Source organism: Staphylococcus sp. IVB6181 (genome assembly GCF_025561445.1).
Taxonomy (GTDB): domain Bacteria; phylum Bacillota; class Bacilli; order Staphylococcales; family Staphylococcaceae; genus Staphylococcus; species Staphylococcus simulans_B.
This window is the reverse complement of the sequence record NZ_CP095096.1, coordinates 828,737-849,164: the sequence shown is the minus strand read 5'-3', so window position 1 is coordinate 849,164 and position 20,428 is coordinate 828,737. Positions and strand designations below refer to the sequence as shown.

General features: G+C 37.5%; 23 protein-coding genes and 2 pseudogenes. 6 read left to right on the top strand and 19 right to left on the bottom strand.

Annotated elements, in window-relative coordinates:
- Positions 1-3 precede the first annotated feature (3 nt).
- A complete protein-coding gene (locus tag MUA90_RS03790) occupies positions 4-759 on the bottom strand; it encodes a VOC family protein (protein WP_262588424.1) in 756 nt (251 codons plus the stop codon).
- A gap of 264 nt (positions 760-1,023) precedes the next feature.
- Here MUA90_RS03790 and MUA90_RS03785 point away from each other — a divergent pair, with 264 nt between their 5' ends.
- Positions 1,024-1,440, top strand: coding sequence for a MarR family winged helix-turn-helix transcriptional regulator (locus MUA90_RS03785; protein WP_262588423.1), 417 nt, complete (start codon positions 1,024-1,026; stop codon positions 1,438-1,440).
- Positions 1,441-1,452: 12 nt separating this feature from the next.
- Positions 1,453-2,652, top strand: coding sequence for an MFS transporter (locus tag MUA90_RS03780; RefSeq protein WP_398577368.1), 1,200 nt, complete (start codon positions 1,453-1,455; stop codon positions 2,650-2,652).
- A gap of 295 nt (positions 2,653-2,947) precedes the next feature.
- Here MUA90_RS03780 and MUA90_RS03775 read toward each other — a convergent pair whose 3' ends face one another.
- From MUA90_RS03775 to MUA90_RS03760, 4 genes and pseudogenes are all read right to left on the bottom strand, one after another.
- Positions 2,948-3,712 carry a GolD/DthD family dehydrogenase gene (locus MUA90_RS03775; protein WP_262588422.1) on the bottom strand — a complete coding sequence of 255 codons (765 nt, stop codon included), beginning with the start codon at positions 3,710-3,712 and terminating at the stop codon, positions 2,948-2,950.
- A 227-nt stretch (positions 3,713-3,939) separates the two neighbouring features.
- A pseudogene (locus MUA90_RS03770) lies at positions 3,940-4,182 on the bottom strand (response regulator transcription factor); the annotation flags it as partial.
- A complete protein-coding gene (locus MUA90_RS03765; protein ID WP_262588421.1) occupies positions 4,142-4,474 on the bottom strand; it encodes a hypothetical protein in 333 nt (110 codons plus the stop codon). The pseudogene MUA90_RS03770 and the gene MUA90_RS03765, both read right to left, overlap by 41 nt.
- Complete coding sequence (locus MUA90_RS03760) at positions 4,471-5,328, bottom strand: ABC transporter ATP-binding protein (RefSeq protein ID WP_262588420.1); 858 nt, start codon at positions 5,326-5,328, stop codon at positions 4,471-4,473. The genes MUA90_RS03765 and MUA90_RS03760 overlap by 4 nt, the downstream gene beginning before the upstream one ends.
- Before the next feature lie 306 nt (positions 5,329-5,634).
- Between MUA90_RS03760 and MUA90_RS03755 the strand changes: the two genes are divergently transcribed.
- The gene (locus MUA90_RS03755; RefSeq protein WP_105993294.1) at positions 5,635-5,979 is read left to right on the top strand and encodes a transcriptional regulator, SarA/Rot family; all 345 of its coding nucleotides are present in this window, start codon (positions 5,635-5,637) and stop codon (positions 5,977-5,979) included.
- Positions 5,980-6,095: 116 nt separating this feature from the next.
- Here the strand turns inward: MUA90_RS03755 and MUA90_RS03750 are convergent, their stop codons facing one another.
- From MUA90_RS03750 to glp, 7 genes are all read right to left on the bottom strand, one after another.
- On the bottom strand, positions 6,096-7,415 hold the full coding sequence (locus tag MUA90_RS03750) for an ISL3 family transposase (protein ID WP_262588419.1): 1,320 nt from the start codon (positions 7,413-7,415) through the stop codon (positions 6,096-6,098).
- A gap of 143 nt (positions 7,416-7,558) precedes the next feature.
- The gene (gene moaA, locus MUA90_RS03745) at positions 7,559-8,581 is read right to left on the bottom strand and encodes a GTP 3',8-cyclase MoaA (RefSeq protein WP_262588418.1); all 1,023 of its coding nucleotides are present in this window, start codon (positions 8,579-8,581) and stop codon (positions 7,559-7,561) included.
- A 45-nt stretch (positions 8,582-8,626) separates the two neighbouring features.
- A complete protein-coding gene (mobA, locus tag MUA90_RS03740) occupies positions 8,627-9,229 on the bottom strand; it encodes a molybdenum cofactor guanylyltransferase MobA (RefSeq protein WP_262588417.1) in 603 nt (200 codons plus the stop codon).
- A gap of 6 nt (positions 9,230-9,235) precedes the next feature.
- The gene (moaD, locus tag MUA90_RS03735; RefSeq protein WP_262588416.1) at positions 9,236-9,469 is read right to left on the bottom strand and encodes a molybdopterin converting factor subunit 1; all 234 of its coding nucleotides are present in this window, start codon (positions 9,467-9,469) and stop codon (positions 9,236-9,238) included.
- Positions 9,466-9,921: a molybdenum cofactor biosynthesis protein MoaE gene (locus MUA90_RS03730; RefSeq protein ID WP_105993290.1), complete on the bottom strand. Its 456-nt coding sequence runs from the start codon at positions 9,919-9,921 to the stop codon at positions 9,466-9,468. Before MUA90_RS03730 ends, moaD begins: the two co-directional genes overlap by 4 nt.
- Positions 9,918-10,400 carry a molybdopterin-guanine dinucleotide biosynthesis protein B gene (mobB, locus tag MUA90_RS03725; protein WP_262588415.1) on the bottom strand — a complete coding sequence of 161 codons (483 nt, stop codon included), beginning with the start codon at positions 10,398-10,400 and terminating at the stop codon, positions 9,918-9,920. Before mobB ends, MUA90_RS03730 begins: the two co-directional genes overlap by 4 nt.
- On the bottom strand, positions 10,397-11,656 hold the full coding sequence (gene glp, locus MUA90_RS03720; protein WP_262588414.1) for a molybdopterin molybdotransferase MoeA: 1,260 nt from the start codon (positions 11,654-11,656) through the stop codon (positions 10,397-10,399). Before glp ends, mobB begins: the two co-directional genes overlap by 4 nt.
- A 63-nt stretch (positions 11,657-11,719) precedes the next feature.
- Between glp and moaC the strand changes: the two genes are divergently transcribed.
- Positions 11,720-12,205, top strand: a complete 486-nt coding sequence (moaC, locus tag MUA90_RS03715; protein WP_262588413.1) for a cyclic pyranopterin monophosphate synthase MoaC — start codon at positions 11,720-11,722, stop codon at positions 12,203-12,205.
- Between the two features lie 238 nt (positions 12,206-12,443).
- Here moaC and MUA90_RS03710 read toward each other — a convergent pair whose 3' ends face one another.
- From MUA90_RS03710 to modA, 5 genes are all read right to left on the bottom strand, one after another.
- Positions 12,444-12,953 (bottom strand): MogA/MoaB family molybdenum cofactor biosynthesis protein, encoded by a 510-nt coding sequence (locus tag MUA90_RS03710; protein ID WP_105993286.1) that lies wholly within the window; start codon positions 12,951-12,953, stop codon positions 12,444-12,446.
- Between the two features lie 26 nt (positions 12,954-12,979).
- On the bottom strand, positions 12,980-13,981 hold the full coding sequence (locus MUA90_RS03705; protein ID WP_262588412.1) for a ThiF family adenylyltransferase: 1,002 nt from the start codon (positions 13,979-13,981) through the stop codon (positions 12,980-12,982).
- Between the two features lie 132 nt (positions 13,982-14,113).
- Entirely contained in the window at positions 14,114-14,734 is a 621-nt protein-coding gene (locus tag MUA90_RS03700) for an ATP-binding cassette domain-containing protein (RefSeq protein WP_262588410.1), read from the bottom strand.
- Between the two features lies 1 nt (position 14,735).
- The gene (gene modB / locus MUA90_RS03695) at positions 14,736-15,407 is read right to left on the bottom strand and encodes a molybdate ABC transporter permease subunit (RefSeq protein ID WP_105993283.1); all 672 of its coding nucleotides are present in this window, start codon (positions 15,405-15,407) and stop codon (positions 14,736-14,738) included.
- Positions 15,408-15,418: 11 nt separating this feature from the next.
- Positions 15,419-16,180 carry a molybdate ABC transporter substrate-binding protein gene (gene modA / locus MUA90_RS03690; RefSeq protein ID WP_262588409.1) on the bottom strand — a complete coding sequence of 254 codons (762 nt, stop codon included), beginning with the start codon at positions 16,178-16,180 and terminating at the stop codon, positions 15,419-15,421.
- 246 nt (positions 16,181-16,426) lie between these two features.
- Here modA and MUA90_RS03685 point away from each other — a divergent pair, with 246 nt between their 5' ends.
- Both MUA90_RS03685 and MUA90_RS03680 read left to right on the top strand, forming a co-directional pair.
- Positions 16,427-16,750 (top strand): transposase family protein, encoded by a 324-nt coding sequence (locus tag MUA90_RS03685; RefSeq protein ID WP_262588408.1) that lies wholly within the window; start codon positions 16,427-16,429, stop codon positions 16,748-16,750.
- Positions 16,731-17,750 (top strand): annotated as a pseudogene (locus MUA90_RS03680) (ISL3 family transposase); the annotation flags it as partial. The gene MUA90_RS03685 and the pseudogene MUA90_RS03680, both read left to right, overlap by 20 nt.
- A 166-nt stretch (positions 17,751-17,916) precedes the next feature.
- Here the strand turns inward: MUA90_RS03680 and galT are convergent.
- On the bottom strand, positions 17,917-19,413 hold the full coding sequence (gene galT, locus MUA90_RS03675) for a UDP-glucose--hexose-1-phosphate uridylyltransferase (protein ID WP_262588406.1): 1,497 nt from the start codon (positions 19,411-19,413) through the stop codon (positions 17,917-17,919).
- Positions 19,414-19,430: 17 nt separating this feature from the next.
- A complete protein-coding gene (gene galE / locus MUA90_RS03670) occupies positions 19,431-20,423 on the bottom strand; it encodes a UDP-glucose 4-epimerase GalE (RefSeq protein WP_262588405.1) in 993 nt (330 codons plus the stop codon).
- Positions 20,424-20,428: the final 5 nt, after the last annotated feature.

Sequence of the window (20,428 nt, the reverse complement as noted above, 5' to 3'; positions counted from 1 at the left end):
TACTTATGGGATAAAGTGGTATTCTCCGCCGCGTGTCACAATATTATAAGGTGTGTCTGTATCGCTGTCTTGAATCACGATTGAATACTTATTTTTGCGGCCTTCTTTAATACAGTATTCAATCTCTTCGCCAGGCAATGCCAAAACAGTCATCCCTTCTTCTTCTGAGACCACTTCCATATCAAACCAATCTCGCCATTGATTCACAACGAGTGTTTGTTTCGTTGTTTGAATTTCAATGGCTTTTATTTTGAACTGCGGCTGAAATTTGTTTGCCAGCAACTCTTCTCTTTGCGATTCGGACTTTTTCCATTCAATAAAGAAAGGCGGTTTTAATTCCGCATCAGGCTGATTCAAATATAATAAACGCCAAGAAGTTTGTTCTCCCTTTTTATTCTCACGACCCATTTCAATCGGTCCGACAACATCTAGTCCTTTTGCTTCGAAATCATTTTTTAATTGGTCGATATCATCTGTACGTAAAGCAATGGCTTTAAAGCCTTGAATGAAATTATCCTGTACAATTTTTGCGACGAATGAAACACGGCCTTCATTTGTTTTAATGACACGTTTTAATTTCTCTTCATCATTCACACCGATTAATTCAATATAAGCAAGGTCTGTATAAGCAAGTTTGTTATGTGTACCGTAACGATTATGCAATCCGCCTGGTGAAAGCTTCATCACTTCTCCAGGATATTGGAACTCATCAATATGTTTAATGTAATGGATGATATGATCAAATTTTAAGTGCGGCATTACAACCATCCTCCCTCATTTTTCTCCATCTTATCAAATAATGTACACGAATGCTTTTTTTAGGAACAAATTCAAAAAAGAACTTGATTTTTACTTTCAGATTCTCTACAATGGAAAAGTAAATTAGTTAGCTAAGCTAACCTTTTATAGATTGTACGAAGTCTTTTCAAACTACCCTGCAAAAAATGTTACTTCGTGCGTTAGGAGGTTGTGCCTTTATCGAAAGGTTTGCAACCTCTATCTTAATTTAAGGAGCCGCATCTTATGGAAACCAATCAATTATTCAATAGTTTTACAGAACTTTACAGACCTTATATTAAACAAGTACAACCTTTGCTCGATAAGTATCATTTGCATACTGCACAATTTTTAGTGTTGAAAGACATTTATTTACACGCACCTACAACGTTAGTTGAAATCTCAAAACGCCGTTCTATTGAGAAACCTTCAACACGCAAATTATTAAAAGTCTTGCACGAATTTGATCTATTAACTGTCACTCCAGGGGAAGATAAGAGACAGAAACTATTAGGACTTACAGACAAAGGCAATACTATCTATCACGAAGTGATGGAACAAGTAATAGCCTTTCAGAAAAACAGCATTAAAGCAGCGGGTATTTCACAAGAAGACATAGAATGTACAATCAAAACACTTCAATCTTTAAAAAACATTTTATAGGGAGGTATCAGCTTGAACCAAAGCCACGCACAACACGCACCGATTTGGACTAAAAGTTTCAATATGAACTTCATGGTCAACTTTTTCGTATATCTTTGTATGTATCTCTTAATCGTCGTAATTGCAGGATACAGTAAAAGCGAATACGGTGTTTCAGATAGTTTATCCGGTCTGGTAACCGGTTTATTCATCGTCGGATCTTTAATCGGACGTTTTATTACGGGGAAATATGTGAACGCTATCGGTCCGAAGCGTACATTGCTCATCGGACTTGTCTTTTTAATTATTACACAAGCACTTTACTTTATCGAAGGTTCGCTTGGTTTTTTAATGTTCACACGACTTATCAACGGTATTGCGACAGCTGTAGCAACCACAGCAACAGGTACGATTGCGGCTTATATCACACCGCCAGAACGTAAAAGCGAAGGCATCAGCATGTTCTCGCTCAGTCTTGTTTTAGGTACAGCTGTGGGACCTTTCTTTGGTTTATTACTTTCAAACCACTTCTCAATCGATGTATTATTCGGTTTATGTCTCGCATTGGGTATTATCGGACTCTTGCTTTCATTCTTGATTCAAATCAATTTCGAAACAACATCAGAGCCTGCACAAACAAAATCTAAAGGCTTCAGCTTGAGTCAATTTATCGCTAAAGATGCCGTACCGATTGCGATAGTTATTTTAATTACAGGTGTGACTTACTCATCTGTACTGACATTCTTGAAGTTCTTTGCGGAAGAACGCAACTTAGTTGCTGTATCTAGTTACTTCTTTATTTTCTATGCTTTGACTTCATTAGTTACACGTCCTGTAACTGGACGCTTAATGGATAACAAAAACGAAAACGTTGTCGTTTATCCATCTTACTTATTCTTATTACTCAGCTTCGTGCTGTTATACTTCTCACATTCAGGCTGGATGTTATTGCTTGCCGGTGCAGCATTAGGTGTCGGCTACGGCAACTTGTCATCACTCATGCAAGCCATTGCCATCAAAGTTACTACACCTGAAAAATACGGACTCGCAACATCCACATTCTTTATCGGTATTGATTTCGGTATCGGATTCGGCCCTTCTGTATTAGGCGCCTTTACTTCAATGATTACGTATGCACAGCTTTATGGTTACATGGCTGTCCTTACAATCATTACCGCAATCGTCTACTACTTCTTGCATGGCCGTAAAGTAAAATACCTAGAAACAAATTAATATCAACCACTCTGAGAAACTTGAACAAATAGACTTTTCAAAACCTAGAAAACAGGAAGATTTTCATAATAAAAAAATGAAAATCTTCCTGTTTTATTTTTAAATAGATATAATCATCGTTCAGAACCGCTTTACTATTATTAACTGCCTTATATGTTTTCACTCATTCATCTTGAATCATTTTTCTAATCTTAGAATGATCTCACCTTGTTTTAAAGTCATCAACTCTGTATTGATAACCAGACTCTATTTTCAGAATATAGTAAGTACGTGAAACATATTTAAAAGTGAACATTTATTTTATTGTGTTTCCACCATCAATCACAATATTTTCTCCTGTAATAAAGTTTGCAGCATCACTTGCTAAAAATAAAGCTACGGCTGCAACTTCAGATGGGTGACCAAAGCGACCTAAAGGAATACTATCAAGTTGCTCTTTTCTTTTTTCACCTACCCAAGCTTTATCGCTTAATTCGGTTGCAACAATAGTTGGAGATATTGAATTAACATTAATACCATACTGAGCCCATTCATAAGCTAAACTTTTTGTGACATTAACAACGGCTGCTTTTGTAGCACCATATGCTGTATGGTTGTCTAAAGCAATTAATGCGTTTTGACTAGACATATTGATGATTTTGCCACCTTCATTTTGTTCAATTAGAATGTTTCCAACTGTTTGAGCCATTTTAAATAAAGCAGTAAGATTTAAATCGAGCGTTTTTTGCCACAAATCATCTGATATATTTTCCGCATCATCTAATAAGGCTACACCCGCACTATTTACAAGAATATCTATTCTTCCGAAACGTTCCTTAATACTATTGACAGTATTTTTGACTTGTTCAGCGTCTGTGATATCACATTTAAAACCAAAAACATTATCCTTTTGTTGTTCTGTGTTTTCGACGTCTTGTTTAATATCAATTACAGCAACTTTAGCCTCTTTTTCAGCAAATAGGTCAGTGATAGCTTCCCCAATTCCACTTGCTCCACCAGTGACTATAGCGACTTTATTAGTTAGATTAAAACTTTTATCAAAACCTTTAAATTCATTCATTAAATGTAACCCCTTTCTTTATAATGACTTTCTCCCCTTAATAAGTCATTATTTCAAGTTGTCGCAATTTTGTAAAATTTTATGTTTGCAGGTTCCATATATACTAATTAAATTTAAAAGTTATATCACAATTGTTATTAATTATACATCTATCTTTTTAGTTATAATCTGATTGAGTTTTGATTTAAACAGATTATACGATATAGCACAGATATAAATTAATGCATTTAAATAATCCATCCTTTTTCCATGGCTTTCTTCCATGCATCAAAGCGGTTTTCCGTTTCCATTTTATCAATCACATTGGAGATATAGTTGCGTACAGTGCCATTTGAAAGAAAAAGCTTTTGTGCGATTTCTTTGCTTGAGTAGCCATTGCCGATTTCTTTTAGGATCAGCTGTTCTGAAGGCGTTAACGGATTTTTCTCTTTAAAGAAAGTAGTCATTAAAGATTCGCTGTATTCCTTTTGCCAAATAATAATGTGCAGGTGTCATCGGTGTCGCAAACAATTTCTTTTGCCACCCGTTTTGTTTATCCAATAATAATTCAGTCGGGAAAGTCATGAGCGAGAAACTCGTCAGACTGAAGGTTGTCATATTAAATAATATTTCTTTATAGACTTGGTTTTGCTGCGCTTTTGGGACATCATTAATGGCAGTAAAGAGTAAGAAAAATGCGAGCGGCAAGCCGATTGATAGTAATAAATAGACCTTTTGACGCAAAGTAACAGACCAATCTAATTTTAAGTAGCTTAATATCATGCTGAAACCTCCCCTTCTCCTTCAAATACATAGTCTTCAATCGAACCTTTCTTGATTTCGATTTCGTTCAAATCAAGCTTTAACCCCATCAAGATTACAAGTACAGCTTGCACATTATCCGCAACGATTCTCAGTTCTCCTTGATGTTTCTGATAAGCTAACGTTATATGCTGCTTGATTTGCGGTTCATAAATTTCAGGCATGCAGATTGTTGAAGCTCTGTTTTCATGTCTGAGTTTCGAAGGCGTCGTATCATTAATGACCTGTCCTTTTCTCAACACAACCACTCTATCAGCCACACGTTCTACTTCTTCTAAGTAGTGTGTCGTATAAAGAATTGTTTTGCCTTCTGTTTTCAACGTTTCGATCAAAGACCAGAAATAACGTCTTGTCTTCGCATCCATCGCAGAAGTCGGCTCATCTAAGATAATCAGCTGCGGTTTGCCGACCATTACGAGCGCAAAATCTAATAAACGCTGCTGACCGCCGGATAATTTATTCGCATATTGATTCATCTGCTGCTTACTGAATTGTGTCATCTTTTGGAATGCATCAAACGTTAACGGGTCTTTATAAAATGAAGCATATAACCGATAAAGCTCTTTAACTTTTACAAAATCATTAAATACAGTCTTTTGGAAAAGTACACCGATTTGGCTGGATTTGAAACCATCCATATCGATGGTTCCGCTGTCAGGGTGCAGATTGCCTAAAATCAAATCAATCAATGTAGATTTCCCAGCACCATTTACACCGATGAGTGCCGTACAATTGCTTTGTGCGATGTCTAAAGTCACATGATCTACTGCTTTTGTGCGTTTAAAACTCTTTGTTAACTGATTTATCTTTATCATAAGCCCACCTCATTTCAATTTATATTAATTGTATATCTTGAAATAATTCGGCTCTAGTAACGTCTGTCACTTCTTGTTTATGACATTTGTCATATTTATTTCATATCTGAAGATTGCATGATTTGTGAACCTATCACTCAAATTATTCAATCTTTCGTCATAATGTCCATGATATCTCACTAATTTTACTATTATAGTAAACGAAACATAATAGATTTAACTTGAAAAACGTTATATAATATAATAAGTTATTCTATTAATATTCCCAGGGGAGTACAACAACGAAGAACAGAAGGAGGAATATCTATGACTCAAACAATTGACCAATTTATCGATACCGAATGCAAGCTCAGCCAAATTAAATACTGGCTGAAGTCCGAGTATCATCTGTCCATGGAAGAATTCATTATTTTATATCGTTTCTTTGGTACAGACAAAATTACCGGTAAAGTGTTAAGAGATTCATTACATTATGACATGAAATGGAATACGAGTAAGATTGATGTATTAATTCGCAAGCTTTACAAAAGAGAGCTCATTGCTAAAGAACGCTCTGAAACTGATGAGCGTCAAGTTTTTTATTTACTTAATGATGCACAACGTCTGTTTGTGGCACAAGTGATTAAAGAATTCAAAGTAAATGCGAAGTAATAAAACATGAAAAAGCGTGTATTTTCAAAATGAAATTGAAAAGGTTCTCCACCATTTGTGGTGGGTGAATAATTTAAAGAACTTAATTTTGATTGGAATTCTTCGAATTCTATCATTTAGACAACCATCCGATGTACGGGTCTGGTTGTCTTTTTCTTTTTGTTTTTAAATAAACTAAATACCAGCATTATACGGTTTCTTAAGTTATTAAAGCTTCTGTATCCATATGAAATTCGCTTAATTAACTTTCTTTTATTGTTAATACCCTCTATTGCACCGTTATTTAATAAGGGATTGTAAATCGTATTTCGAAGTATTTCTTGGTGCTTTCTAAAAAATGTTACTACTTTCCATATGTTTTTACTGATTGAGTTTTTATCAACATCGTTCAAACGATTGATAAAATCTTTCCAATTACATAATTTTAAACTTTCGCGTAAATCATGTACTAGTTCGTATGAATTTTTTAACTTTTCATCTGTTTGAAGCATAAAATTCACTAGATCATAACCTTTTTTATAACATCTAAAGGAACCATCCCAAATACCATCCATCATGAAGAGTTTACGTTTGTCTGTTAAAAGAAGTCTCCATTTGTTCTTTAAAACAGGGTATTCCCTTCCTTCTTTGTCTTTATAACGATTCATTACTTCTCTGCGATAGAAGTTTAACTCTCTATTCATGTGCTGAACGATATGAAATCTATCAAAGATTATAGATGCATTAAAAAAGAGCTTTTTAAATAAGAATAAATAGGGTTCAAACATATCAATGGTAATTGTTTTAACTTTAAGTCTATTTTTTCGATCAAAGCGTTCAAAATAAGCTTTTAAATAACCCGAAGTTCTGTTTTCTAAGACATCTAGAAATTCATGTGTGTCATTGTTAATAAATATAAAACTCATTAAGCCAGTCACACTCTTTACACTTCTAAATTCATCCATTGCCAAATGTTCAGGTAGATTATCGAAAGGCTTGATAAGTAAAGTATTGACTGCTTTATTTCGAATACGACGTACTGTAGATGGAGAAACACAGTTGTCTTCTGCAGTATCTATTTCTGTTTTGACTTTCGTGGCTTCTTCAATTATTTTTTGATTCACATAATTAGAAATAAATCGTGTCTTATCTACGACATCAGTTTCAGCAGTAAAAGTTGTATTACACTCTAAACACTTAAAGCGCTGTTTTGCTAAGTTTAGATATGTATTATAGCCTTGAGTTTTAAGCAAGGTAATACGAGAAACTCGTTTACCATGCTTATGAATTTGTCCTTCATTTTTAATTCCGCAGCAAGGACAAGCCGAAGGCTTATACGTAAGTACAGCATTAACAACCGTAGACTTCTTTCCTTTTACTATTACATCAATATCTTGGCTAACAAATTTGATATTTTTATCTTTTATTCTTAGTATTTCTAATGTATCATTACACATAGGCGCACTTGTCTCCTTTAATTTGGGTTTGGTCACTTTAAATTATAGAGGCAATTGCGCTTTTTGTGTATCGAAAAAGGCGGGAAGTTTTACCTTCCCACCATAAAAGATGAAGAACCATTGAAAATACACGCTTTTTTAATTTAACCGCCGATATAATTCATGTTGATTTTCTTGCGTCTGCGGTTTGCGACAGTTTGTTCTGTACGCTCATCAGAATAACGATCGTCTCGAATATTCCAAAGTTCTTCAAATTTTGCTTGAAGCTGTTCGTCTGTTTTGCCTGAACGCATAAACTCTTTGACATTAAAGCCGTCGACTGTACTGAATAAACAGCCGTAGAACTTGCCGTCTGATGACAAACGCGCTCTGGTACATGTAGAACAGAATGATTGAGAAACACTGGTAATCAATCCGAACTGTGCACCGTTATCTTTATGACGATAATATTTTGCGACTTCCCCATAATATTTCGGTTCGACTGCTTCAATATCGAACTCATCTTCAATCATCGTCAACATCTCATCTTTAGTTACGACTTTACTGAAATCCCAGCCGTTATCATTGCCGACATCCATAAATTCAATAAAACGTACTTCAATATCTTTATCTTTGAAGTATTGAATCATTGGAATAATCTGGTCATCATTAACACCTTTTTGCACCACCACATTGATTTTCACTTTAAAGCCGATAGATACAGCATAATCAATTTGTTCAAGGATGGTTTCTGCTTTGATGTTACGGTTATTAATGGATTGGAAGAGTTTATCATCTATCGCATCCAAACTGACGTTAATACGGCGCAAGCCGGCATCATATAAATTCTGACCATGCTTTTTCAGCAATAAGCCGTTCGTTGTTAAACCAATATCTTCTACGCCTTCTATTTTATTTAAGGCCGCAATTAATTTATATAAATCTCTGCGCATTAAAGGTTCTCCGCCTGTGATACGGATTTTCTTCACACCTAGACGTGTATATACGCGAGCAATTCTTTCCATTTCACTGAAAGTCAATAATTCATCTTTGGGTAAAAAGACAAAGTCATCGCCGAATATTTCTTTAGGCATACAGTAATCGCACCTGAAATTACAGCGATCTGTCACGGATAATCTTAAGTCGCGAATCGGACGACCGAGTTTATCTGTTATTTGTTTTACCATCTTTTGACCCCCTTCTCTTTCTCTGATTACGCTTGATGCTTTACATCAAAGCGAATGATTTTCAACACTTGCTAAATCTTGGGGATAGTTGATATTTTTATACCAATTCGGTTGTGTTTCTGCCTCATGCACATCTAACCAGTCTGAAGCTACTTGGTTATATACATGCTTCATACTGTAATCATCAGATTCTAATGCACGTGCAATTACCGGCAGACATGTCGGACTGTAAAATGCGATTGTCGGTATCGGGAATCCTTCTTCCTTATACCCCGCAATATCCAATTGATCCTCAATCAGATGTTCGACTAAGAACCGGTATAATGCACTGATGGCTTTTTCAGTGACAAGCGGTGTGTCGACTGAAATCACAAAGAAGAGTTCCGCTTCATAATCTTGTTTCATCACTGAATAAATCCCTGAAAGCGGCCCTTTATCTTTATGCTGAGGATCATCTACAATCACTTTCACATTTTCAAAATGATCTGCCAGCTCCGCATTGGAACTGACAATAATTTCACTGAACATATTTGTTGCTTCTATCGCATCTATGATGTGCTGATAGAACATTTTGTTATTAATTTGTGCAAATGCCTTTGGGGCGCCGAAACGTTCTGAACGCCCGCCTGCTAATATAATTGCTTTCACTTTCTGTTAACCTCCGCTTACCGGTGGAATCAAAGCAACCACATCTGAAGGCTGAATCGTTTCGTGATTCGGCACAAATTCTTCATTCAGTGCAACTTGAAATTGTTTCCCGTTGATTTCAGGATACTTATCAAATAAATAGTCTTTGAATGCTTCCACTGTCATTTCATCGTTGATTTGAAATTGATCATTGTCTTTTTGCAAAATTTCTTTGATTTCCGCAAAATAAAGGACTTTCATTCTGTTTGCCCCCTTTCAATTGCATCATCATGATAACCGCGTTGATGGCCGATCCATTCTGCGCCATCTTCCCAAATTTCTTTTTTCCAAATTGGTACGACCTCTTTGATGCGGTCAATCGCATATTCATTGGCCGCATAAGCATCTTTTCGATGCGGTGAAGATACTGCAATCAAGACTGCAATATCAGAAATATGAAGCGGTCCGATACGGTGTACGATACTGACAATCGTACCCGGCCATTGTTCGTTGATTTCATCGCCGATTTGAGCTAATTTCTTCTCTGCCATCGGGATGTAAGCTTCATATTCAAGGTGTTCTGTACGAATCCCTTTTGTCCATTCGCGCACATGTCCTGTAAATACTACAACTGCCCCTTGGTGCGGTGTCAAGGTGAAGTCGCGGTATTGTTCTGTTTGAATCGGATCAGTGACAACTTCGAATTGTTTCATTTTGACTCATCCTTTTTTCTATCGATAAAAGATATCAGCCATTCTTTTAAATGGCTTAAATCTGAAGTATTTTGAAACGGTAACTTATATTGTACATGACTCAGCGCTGATAAAGAAGAGTATTCCTCAGAGTTTTTATAAATAATGATTTTATCGTAGTCTGCTTGTTTGAACCCTTCAACCAGCACAATGTCATAGTCAATCGTTACAGCTTTGGCAATGATGCGGGATAAATCAGATTCGGCAGTACGTGTTAACGTTTCGCGCAATTGATGTCCTTGCACAATACTTTGGTCAGCACCTGCATTAAAATGTTTCATATGATCGACTTCAGCATCAGGCAGTGCAATATCTTCAGCACCATGCCCATGATGCTTAACCGTGACCACACGATAGCCCTGTGCTTTTAAAAATCCAACCAGTGCTTGCATCACTGTGGTTTTGCCGGAATCTTTATATCCCACAATCTGTAAAATCATAATGACAGTTCCTCTTCGAATGTATCTGTTTCAGTTAAGATAACATCTACAGTATGACCTTTTTCAAAGCCGCGAGTTCCGCTCGGCAGCATAATCATCGCATTGCTGTGGGCAATTGCTACAACGGCACCTGATTTGTTAAAGCCTGAAGGTACTACCGTTGCTTGCATACCGTTTAATGTTGCTTTAGCACGAATGAAACGTGTAAATGGATTAGCTTTCTTGAAGTCTTCCATTAAAGTTGCTTTAACGACTTGCGGGAATCTCTCATTTGCGCCCATCATATTCAATACTGCCGGTTTCACAAACAACTCGAAACCTGTGTAGCAAGCAGATGGATTGCCTGATAGGCCGAATAAATAATGGCCGTCTGCGACCGCAACAGTCGTTACACTGCCTGGACGCATTTGCACTTTATTGAATAATACTTCAGCACCTAATTCTTTATAGATAGATGGCAGATAATCAAAGTCCCCGACAGATACGCCGCCTGTAGTAATGACCATATCATGTGTTGATAAAGCTTCTTTTACAACAGCCAAGCTGCTTTCAAAGTCATCTTCTTGAATTTTATAAACTTCCCCTGTTAAACCGAACTGTTTCAATAATCCTTGAATCATCGGTCCGTTGGAATTACGGATTTTGCCTGGTTCTAATTCATCATCGACATCTAAGAGTTCGCTGCCTGTTGCGATAATCGCAGCAGAAGGCAATCTTTTGACCGGTACTTCTGTATAGCCGAATGTCGCAAGTACCGCAATTGCACCGGCATTGATACGCTGACCTTGTTTCAATACGACATCTCCGACTTCTGTTTCTTCACCTTTTAACGATACGTTTTCATTCGGTTCGAATGGCTTGCGGATAGTAAATGAATGCTCGCCTTCTCGCGTTTGTTCCAGCATAACTACAGCGTCTGCACCTGCAGGCATTTCTGCACCTGTCATGATGCGCACTGCTTGATTCGGACCTACTGTTTTATCGGAAACACTGCCTGCGCCGATGTGATCAATCACTTCGAATTCGATACGATTGTCGCCGCTTGCCCCTTGTGTATCTTCACTGCGCAGCGCAAAACCATCGAAAGGCGATTTATCAAAGCGCGGAATTTCATATGTTGCTACAATATCTTCTGAAAGAATATAACCTAAACTGTCATTTAAAGGTACGTTTTGACCTCGCATGCGAATATCTTGTTCTACCACACGTTTAATGGCTTCTTTCACCGCAATCGGATTTCTCTTTTCAACTGGCATATACTATCTACTCCTATCATTCAATTTATTTCATGCTATAATGTCTTAGCGAGGAGGAATAACATGTCTGAATTTACTCATATTAATGCACAAGGGAATGCGAAAATGGTCGACGTTTCAGATAAATCGATTACGAAACGTACTGCAGTTGCACATTCCAGCATTACAGTTAACGAAGCAATTTACAAACAAATTATCGAACATACAAATAAGAAAGGTAATGTGCTGAATACTGCCCAAATCGCGGGAATCATGGCAGCTAAAAATACCTCTACGATTATTCCTATGTGTCATCCGCTCTCACTGACAGGTATCGATATTGCATTCGAGTGGGATACAACATCGTCTTATACACTTAATATTGAAGCAACCGTCTCTACTTCAGGCAAGACCGGCGTAGAAATGGAAGCTCTCACAGCTGCTTCAGCAACAGCTTTGACCGTTTACGATATGACCAAAGCACTCGATAAAGGCATGGTCATCGGTGAAACTTACCTTATCTCAAAATCCGGAGGCAAATCCGGCGATTACCAGAGAGCCTCTGAGTAATCTGCTTATTTTAATGCAATACCCGTTTTTTGAGTAAAACAATAAAACAGCACAATAACGCGAAATGATGCATAGCGATTGTATAGCTACGATTGCTTTGAAGTCATTTCGCTTTTTTCATGTTATGCCTATTATATAATGCCTAAAGCCTATATGAAATAGGCTGGATGGATGAAAAATGATGCTAAGAAGCGGTTAGACTTCTACCAAAGTAAAAACTAACCGCTTAATCTTGCCTTTATTTTGTTAATTCATGAATTAAATGGTTCAATTCTGGTTTAATCAGTTTTTCCAATGCAAGTTTCACGGCACCTGAAGAACCTGGTAATGAGAAGATCAATTGTTCGCCCACTGTACCGCCGACAGCGCGTGATAATAACGCACGTGTTCCGACATCTTCTGCGTAGCTTAAATATCTGAACAATTCTCCGAAACCTTCAATTTCTTTTGTCAGTAATGGTGTAACTGCTTCGATTGTCACATCACGTTGTGCAATACCTGTACCGCCTGTTGTAATTATGACATCTACACCGTCATTCAACCACAGCTGAACTTGTTCAGTAATCGCTTGTTTGTCATCTTTGACAATTGTGTAATGCTCATCTGTAATTTCCACATTAAGTTCAGATAATAATTCTTTAGCCAGCTTGCCGCCTTTATCTGTTTCTTTTGTTCTTGTATCAGACACGGTTAATACCGCCGCATTAATCGTTCTATCTAATTTGACATTAACATGTTCATTCTTCATTCAAATCGGCCTCCAATTTCAAAGATTTATCCTAATAATTGATTCATAAGCTTGATAGCTTCTTCAGGTCGTGTCATGCCGTGAATCAGCATCCGTCCGCCTGAGAAGCTCACAATACGATGATTGTTGAATTCAAAACGGATCATATAAGGATTCGCATGATATTGAATATGATGCGTATCTAAATATGCTCTGAGCATTTCCTGGGTAATATCTTCATTGTTGTACTGCACTGTATCTCTGCCGCATAATGTCGCAAACTGCAAATCTGTATGATTTAAATGCGGATAAGTCGGTGCTTTGCCGCACGTATGGCATTCTGGATTGAACATTCGGCTGAAACCGAACGTATAATGCGTACCTTCCCAAATATCGCCGTAAGTCAACTTAGGCGTAAAAGGTGTTTCTGTTAGAATTTTCAACGCATCTCGGATTTGAAGACTTGTCGTCATCGTCACCGCCGGCTGAATTACCCCTACTGTATCACAAGTCATATTAATTACCGGCAGCTGCGGCATCAAACAGTTGAAACACGGTGTCTGTCCCGGAATAAAAGCAGCTTCAATGTATGTACTTTGTACCACACCGCCATATATCCAAGGTATCTCGTATTTGTACGCAAAGTCATTGACTAATAAACGCGTATCAAAATTGTCTGTCGCATCTAATATTAAATCTGCAGACTGTCCGTAATCCTCGAGAAACTGAGGATTTACTTGTGCAATATGCGCATCAATCACTACATCGCTGCGAATAGCTTGCAGCTTTTCTTTAGCCGCAATCACTTTCGGCATCGCATCGATCGCATCCTTTTCTGTATACAGCATTTGTCTTTGCAGATTACTGAATTCGATGTAATCTCTATCCACTATCGTCAACTGACGAATGCCTGCTCTGACTAATCCGTCAGCGATATGTGTTCCTAATGCACCCATACCGATAATCAGGACATGCTTTTGCGCGATTTTCTGTTGTCCCTCTGCTCCGATATTCTTAAATAATATTTGTCTGGAATAACGTTCTGCCATCTTTCTATCCCTTCCTAAAAGTGCATTGTCTTTATTATAAGATGAAATGCTGTACGATACAATTGTTCCAATTATTTATCAAAAATACAACCCGATTTCGCATACTTCTTGCCAAACCGGGTTGTCATGCAACTATGTTGTTTTCAAGTGGCCGATCGTAATGATTTCATCAGCCAATTGCTGCGCTTCATAATGAGAATGTGTCACAAAAATAATCGGAATCTGCCATTGTTCAAATAATTGATGCACCAGACGCATGCTTTCATCTTTCGTCGCATCATCTAAACTAGAGAACGGTTCATCCAGCATCAATAAATCCGGACGTGTACTTAATGCTCTCGCTAAAGCAACCCGTTGTGCTTCCCCGCCTGATAATCTTGCTGGATATTGTTTGGTCAGATGACTGATATTCAGTTGATGCATCAGTGTCTTTATATGTTCAGACGGTTGTGCCATAAACGTAATATTTTGATACACCGTCATATTCGGAAAGAGCTGATAATCTTGAAATAAATATCCTAATTGACGCTCTTGGATTTTAACTTGAATCCCTTGTTTCGTATCGGTTAAAACATGGTCATTGACTTTAATAAAGGCTGTGTCAGCTTCGCGCAAACCTGCAATCATATTTAAGATGGTCGTTTTGCCGATGCCGGAAGGCCCGCGTATTGCATAAATTTTAGGCACTTCATCTTCAATAGCTAATTTCAGCTTTTCGCCTTTCAACTCATGTTCAATTTGGATGGCAAGCATCTTAATCCACCTCCAAATAGCGATCTCGATTAATCATATTGATAGTACCTATGACTGTTACCGCAAAGGCTACCAAGACGAGTACCCATAACCATGCTTGGTTCTCTTTGCCTTGTTCGACTAAGAAATAAATTTCAAGCGGCAAGGTGTTGGTTTTATTCGGAATATAACCAGCGACCATCAATGTTGCACCGAATTCACCGATTGCACGGGCAAACGCCATCATTACACCAGAAAGTATGGCACGTTTTGACAGCGGCAATATCAATCTATAGAAGATTTTATTTTCACTTGCGCCCATCGTTCTCGCTGTGTTGAGCATTTTATGATTGATGCCTCTGAAACCTTGGATGGTGTGCTGATACATGAGCGGAAAACTGACGACAACTGACGCTATGATTGCACCTGTGATTGAAAAGACGACCGGCAGATGCAAGACGTTCGTCATAAATGCTCCAACCGGACTTCTCGGAGAGAAGATAATCAGTAGTAAGAACCCCATCACCGTCGGCGGTAAAACAATCGGCAGAATAATAATACTTTCTAGAAGCGTTACGATGCGGCCGCGACGATGATATAACAGTCTGGCTGCTAAAATGCCAAGCAGTGTCACAATGATCGTGCTGATCACCGCCACTTCAATCGATATCCAAAATGGCGTTAAATCAGGCATATGTACTCCTCCTACGCTTCAAAATGATATGCTCTCAAAATCTTTTTAGCTTCATCTGATTTCAGAAACTCAATCCATGCTTTGCCGAGTTGGTTATCAGATGTTGTCCCTGCTTCGTATACAATCGGTTCTTTTAATTGTACTTGCTGAATTGCTTTCACTTTATCACTTTTGGTTTTATTTTGATATAAATCCGTTTGATACACAAAGCCGAGCTGTGCATTGCCTTTTGCTACATAATTCAAGACTTGACGCACATCTTTCGCAAAGACCAGTTGATCTTGTACCCCGTTATATAGGCCGTTTGCTTTTAAATAACTTTCTGCGTACTTGCCAGCAGGTACTGATTTCACTTCGCCGATGGCTAATTTATCACCAGGCTTCAAGTCTTTGACTGATTTTGCTTTGGTGCCTTTTTCACCAATCAATACCAAATTATTTTTGGCATAATCATAAACATGATCAGCTTGTTTTTTATCCTTTAATGCTTGCACATCTTTTTTATTTGCGGACATCAAGACATCTACAGGTGCCCCTTTTTCAATTTGCTGTCTTAAAGCACCTGAACCGCCGTAATTAAATGTAACCTTTGCATCTGGATGCTGCTTCTTAAAGGCTTGCTCCAAATCTTTCGTTACATCTGTTAAACTTGCAGCCGCAGCCACATGCAGTGTCTGTTCTTTTGATTTGCTGTCGGATTGCTTTTGATTCGAGCATCCTGCCAGCACCAAGCCGATAATGAACAGCATGGCTGCGATAGATTTCAATTTCATTACCAGGTCCTCCTAAAAGATAGATACACTTTCGATTATACGCTTAAATTTCATAAATTCCAGTTTGAATTTGTTCTCAATACATTTTATTATTTCAACATTTGCCTATAAAAAAAGCAGGCTCTATAATAAATTCGGTTGATGAGATAACCTAGCGGTTATTTCTCAATCGAATTTTTTGCATAAAAAGGGCGCAACCCCCTAATATTTAAGTTACCAACACAAATAAAGAGAGGAATTGCGCTTATGACACATTGTATAGCAAAAACACTTGATTATAAAGGGAAAAATATTACTTTTTCTGATGATGTTCAGGAAGTTTACTTTAACTTGGTAAGAACTCTACTATTTAAAGGCACTTTGACATACACACCAGATTGTTGTGAAAACTGCGGAGCAGTAAATGAAAACCATAGAATAGTAAAGAATGGTAAAAGAAAAACGATGATAAAGCTTATGAAGATTCAAGGTAGTCCCAGTTATTTAGAGCTTAAAAAAACAAAGGTTCTTTTGTCGTTCATGCCATTCATCATTTGTAGCAAAGACGAATTTTGTGAAAAAGCATCATAATTTCTGTAATAAATTAGCACTGCATATTCTGTATCAAAGCCATGAGAATAGATCTTGCAAAGGCATTGCTTACGATAACAATGTTAGTTCTGCTTCTGTAATACGTTATATTAATAAAACTGCAAATAGTGTTAAGTTAGGTCCATTTAATGAACTGCCCAAACATATCATGGTGGATGAATTCAAAAGTGTTAAAAATGTAGTAGGTAAAATGAGTTTTATATTTTGTGATGGTGATACGCATCAAATCGTAGATATTTTACCTGATCGTAGAAAGCGTGCATTATTTGCTTATTTTATCCGGTTTGATAGAGAAGTAAGAAAAAGAGTTGAAACAGTTACAACCGATATGTACAGCCCATATATTTCTTTATTTAAGCAGTTATTTCCAAATGCGAAAATCATTTTAGATCGATTTCACCTTGTTCAAGCATTAAATAGAGAACTCAATAGAGTTCGTATCAGGATAATGAATGAAAAAAGACATAAGGATGGCAAATACTATAGAAAACTTAAACATTATTGGAAGCTTATTCTTAAACCTTCCGAATCCTTGAATAGTACGCTTTATAAAGATAACAAGCTTTTCCCTGGATTAGAATCAGAAAAATCAATGATAAATTTTATTTTGGGTGAAAGCCCAGAGTTAAAGGATGTCTATGACAAAGTAAATGCGCTTCGTACATCAATAAAGACCAATGAAAATCATAAATTAACTCATCAAATTCTTAAATACCTTAAGGATAGAAATACTGATGGCGGACTTAAAAGAGTACTTAAAAGCTTTAGAAATTTTTTACCAGAAATTATGAATGCATTAAATCATCCTGGTCGCTCAAACGGCCCTATAGAAGCTATAAATAACAACATTAAAGTACTAAAAAGAATCGCTTATGGATACAGAAATTTCTATAACTTCAGAAATAGAATTCTAATCAAATTCAAGCTATTAGCTAAGAAAAAACATCGCTTCCATACCCCATTGCCTAAAGCAGCTTAAAATAAAAAATGCTCAGTTAGTAATACTAAATTCCATAGGAATTAAAGCAATACTAGCTGAGCGACATAGTTTATGGTAACTATAATATTTGATTTCAAATTTTATACATCAACCGAATTTGACATAGAGCCAAAAAAGACCAACGCAAAGGTTGGTCTTAAGCACTTTATAATGTTGAGACAAAACGTTGAAAGGCTTTGAAGCCTTCTTCTGTACGTTTAAAGACGCCGGCATCTTCTAACACACGTTTGAACTTCTGACCCATCGCATCATGAATAATACTTTCTGCTTTTTCTTTTGTAAATGTATGTTCTGCTTTTAAGTCCTCAGCCCATTGCTGATGCACACCTAAATCTATGGATGTGTCTCCTAATACATAGCGTGCAACATCTTGCAATTCTTGTTTGAGACGTGCCGGTAAAATCGCTGTTCCCATCACTTCGATTAAGCCGATATTTTCTTTCTTAATATGCTGAACATCTTGATGCGGGTGGAAGATACCATCCGGATATTGTTCAGATGTTTGATTGTCTCTCAATACTAAATCTAGCTCATACTGCCCTGTTGCTTGTCGGAATCTCGCAATCGGTGTCACAGTATGATGACGTTCACCGTCTTCACTGTATGCTTTCACACTGACTGATTCATCGCTGTATGCATTCCATTCATTAAAGATATGTTCTGCCGCATCGACTAACTGTGCTTGGTCTGTACCTTTCAAACGAATCACACTCATCGGCCAGTCTAACAGCGCTGCGTTTACATTCGGATAATTATCTAATGTAAACGTATCGATTTCTTCCGCATTATCCATCGGAAACCTATGACGTCCTGTTTGATAATGATTATGCGATAAAATAGAACCTCCGACTATCGGCAAGTCCGCATTAGATCCAGCAAAGTAATGCGGGAACTGCTGCACGAATGAGAGTAAATTGATAAATGTTTGGCGTTCAATCTTCATCGGTACATGATGCTCTGATAAGACAATACTATGCTCAGGGAAATAAGCATAAGGTGAAAATTGGAAGCCCCAGTTCGCACCGTCTAATGTAATACGGATAATACGGTGATTACGACGAGCAGCTTGTGTCACTGAACCTTCATAACCTTCATTTTCCATACACAAAGCACATAACGGATAACTTGTTTGTTTCGCTTGTTTAGCAGCCGCAATCTCTTTTGCGTCTTTTTCAGGTTTCGACATATTAATCGTAATTTCTAAATCACCATAATGTGTCGGTGTATAGTAATGAATATTTTGTGCAATGGCATCTGCTTTTATATAGTGATTGCGTGCACAGATATCATAAAAATATTGCGTCGCTTTTTGCGAGTCTTCTTGATACAGTGCTTTAAAGTTTCGATTAATCGTAGAAGGTTTCGGTGTAATTAAATCAAGCAATTTTGTTTCTATGATTTCTTTTTGATACACCGCATCTTCGATCAAACCATGTTCAATCATTTGATTGATCCAATATTGCGCAATTTGGTTCGGTGTATCAAGCTCTGATAAATCAGCTTCTGTCTGTGTCTCTAAATCTTCTGCTTTAGTAATTTCTAAAATAAGATTCTGAACGTAAAAATTGTCCTCTGTTTCAAAATCTCCATATTCTATCGCATACTGAATGAAGCGTTGTACCAGTTGTTGATTCAACTTCATCTCAATAGCCTCCTCGTTTATTTATCGTCGTAGCCGTTTGGATGTGCGCGGTGCCAATTCCAAGCTGTTGCTATGATTTCTTCTATGTCGTCATGTTTAGGTTCCCAGCCTAAAACTTTGCGTGCTTTATCGCTGGATGCAATCAATTTGCTAGGATCGCCTGCACGGCGTTCTCCTATTTCAGATTTAATCGTTTCGCCTGTTGCTTTGCGTGCTGCTTCTACAATTTCAATTACTGAGTAGCCTTGGCTGCTGCCTAAGTTGAATGCACCGCTTTCACCGCCGTTTTTAAGATATTGATAAGCTAAGATATGCGCATCAATCAAGTCTGTGACATGCAGATAATCTCTGACACAAGAACCATCTTCTGTATCATAATCGACACCAAAGATTGTAATCGCATCTCTTTGGCCTAAAGCCGCTTCAAGCACGATAGGAATCAAATGTGTCTCAGGGTTATGATCTTCCCCGATTGTGCCGTCCTCTCGTGCACCCGCTACGTTGAAGTAGCGCAATGCAGTATAGTTCACACCATAAGCGTTATGACACCAATGCATCATTTTTTCCATCATTAACTTGCTTTCGCCGTAAGGGTTTGTCGGTGCTTTTTGCACATCTTCTTGAATCGGTACAACTTCTGGTTCGCCGTATACCGCTGCTGTTGATGAAAAGACAATTTCATTCACATCATGTGCTTTCATTACTTCTAACAGCACTTGCATACCGTAAACATTATTGTTGAAATATTCGAGTGGTTTTTGAACGGATTCTCCGACTAAAGAGTAAGCGCAGAAATGAAACACACCTTCTACCGATTCTTTTTCAAAGACTTGATTCAAGAATGCTTTATCTCGAATATCGCCTTCATAAAAACGTACTGCTTCTGGCACTGCACCTCTGTGTCCTGTACCTAAATTATCTACCACTGCGACATCATAACCTTCATCTAATAATTGATGTACAGCATGACTGCCGATATAACCTGCGCCGCCTAATACTAAAACTGACATAAAAA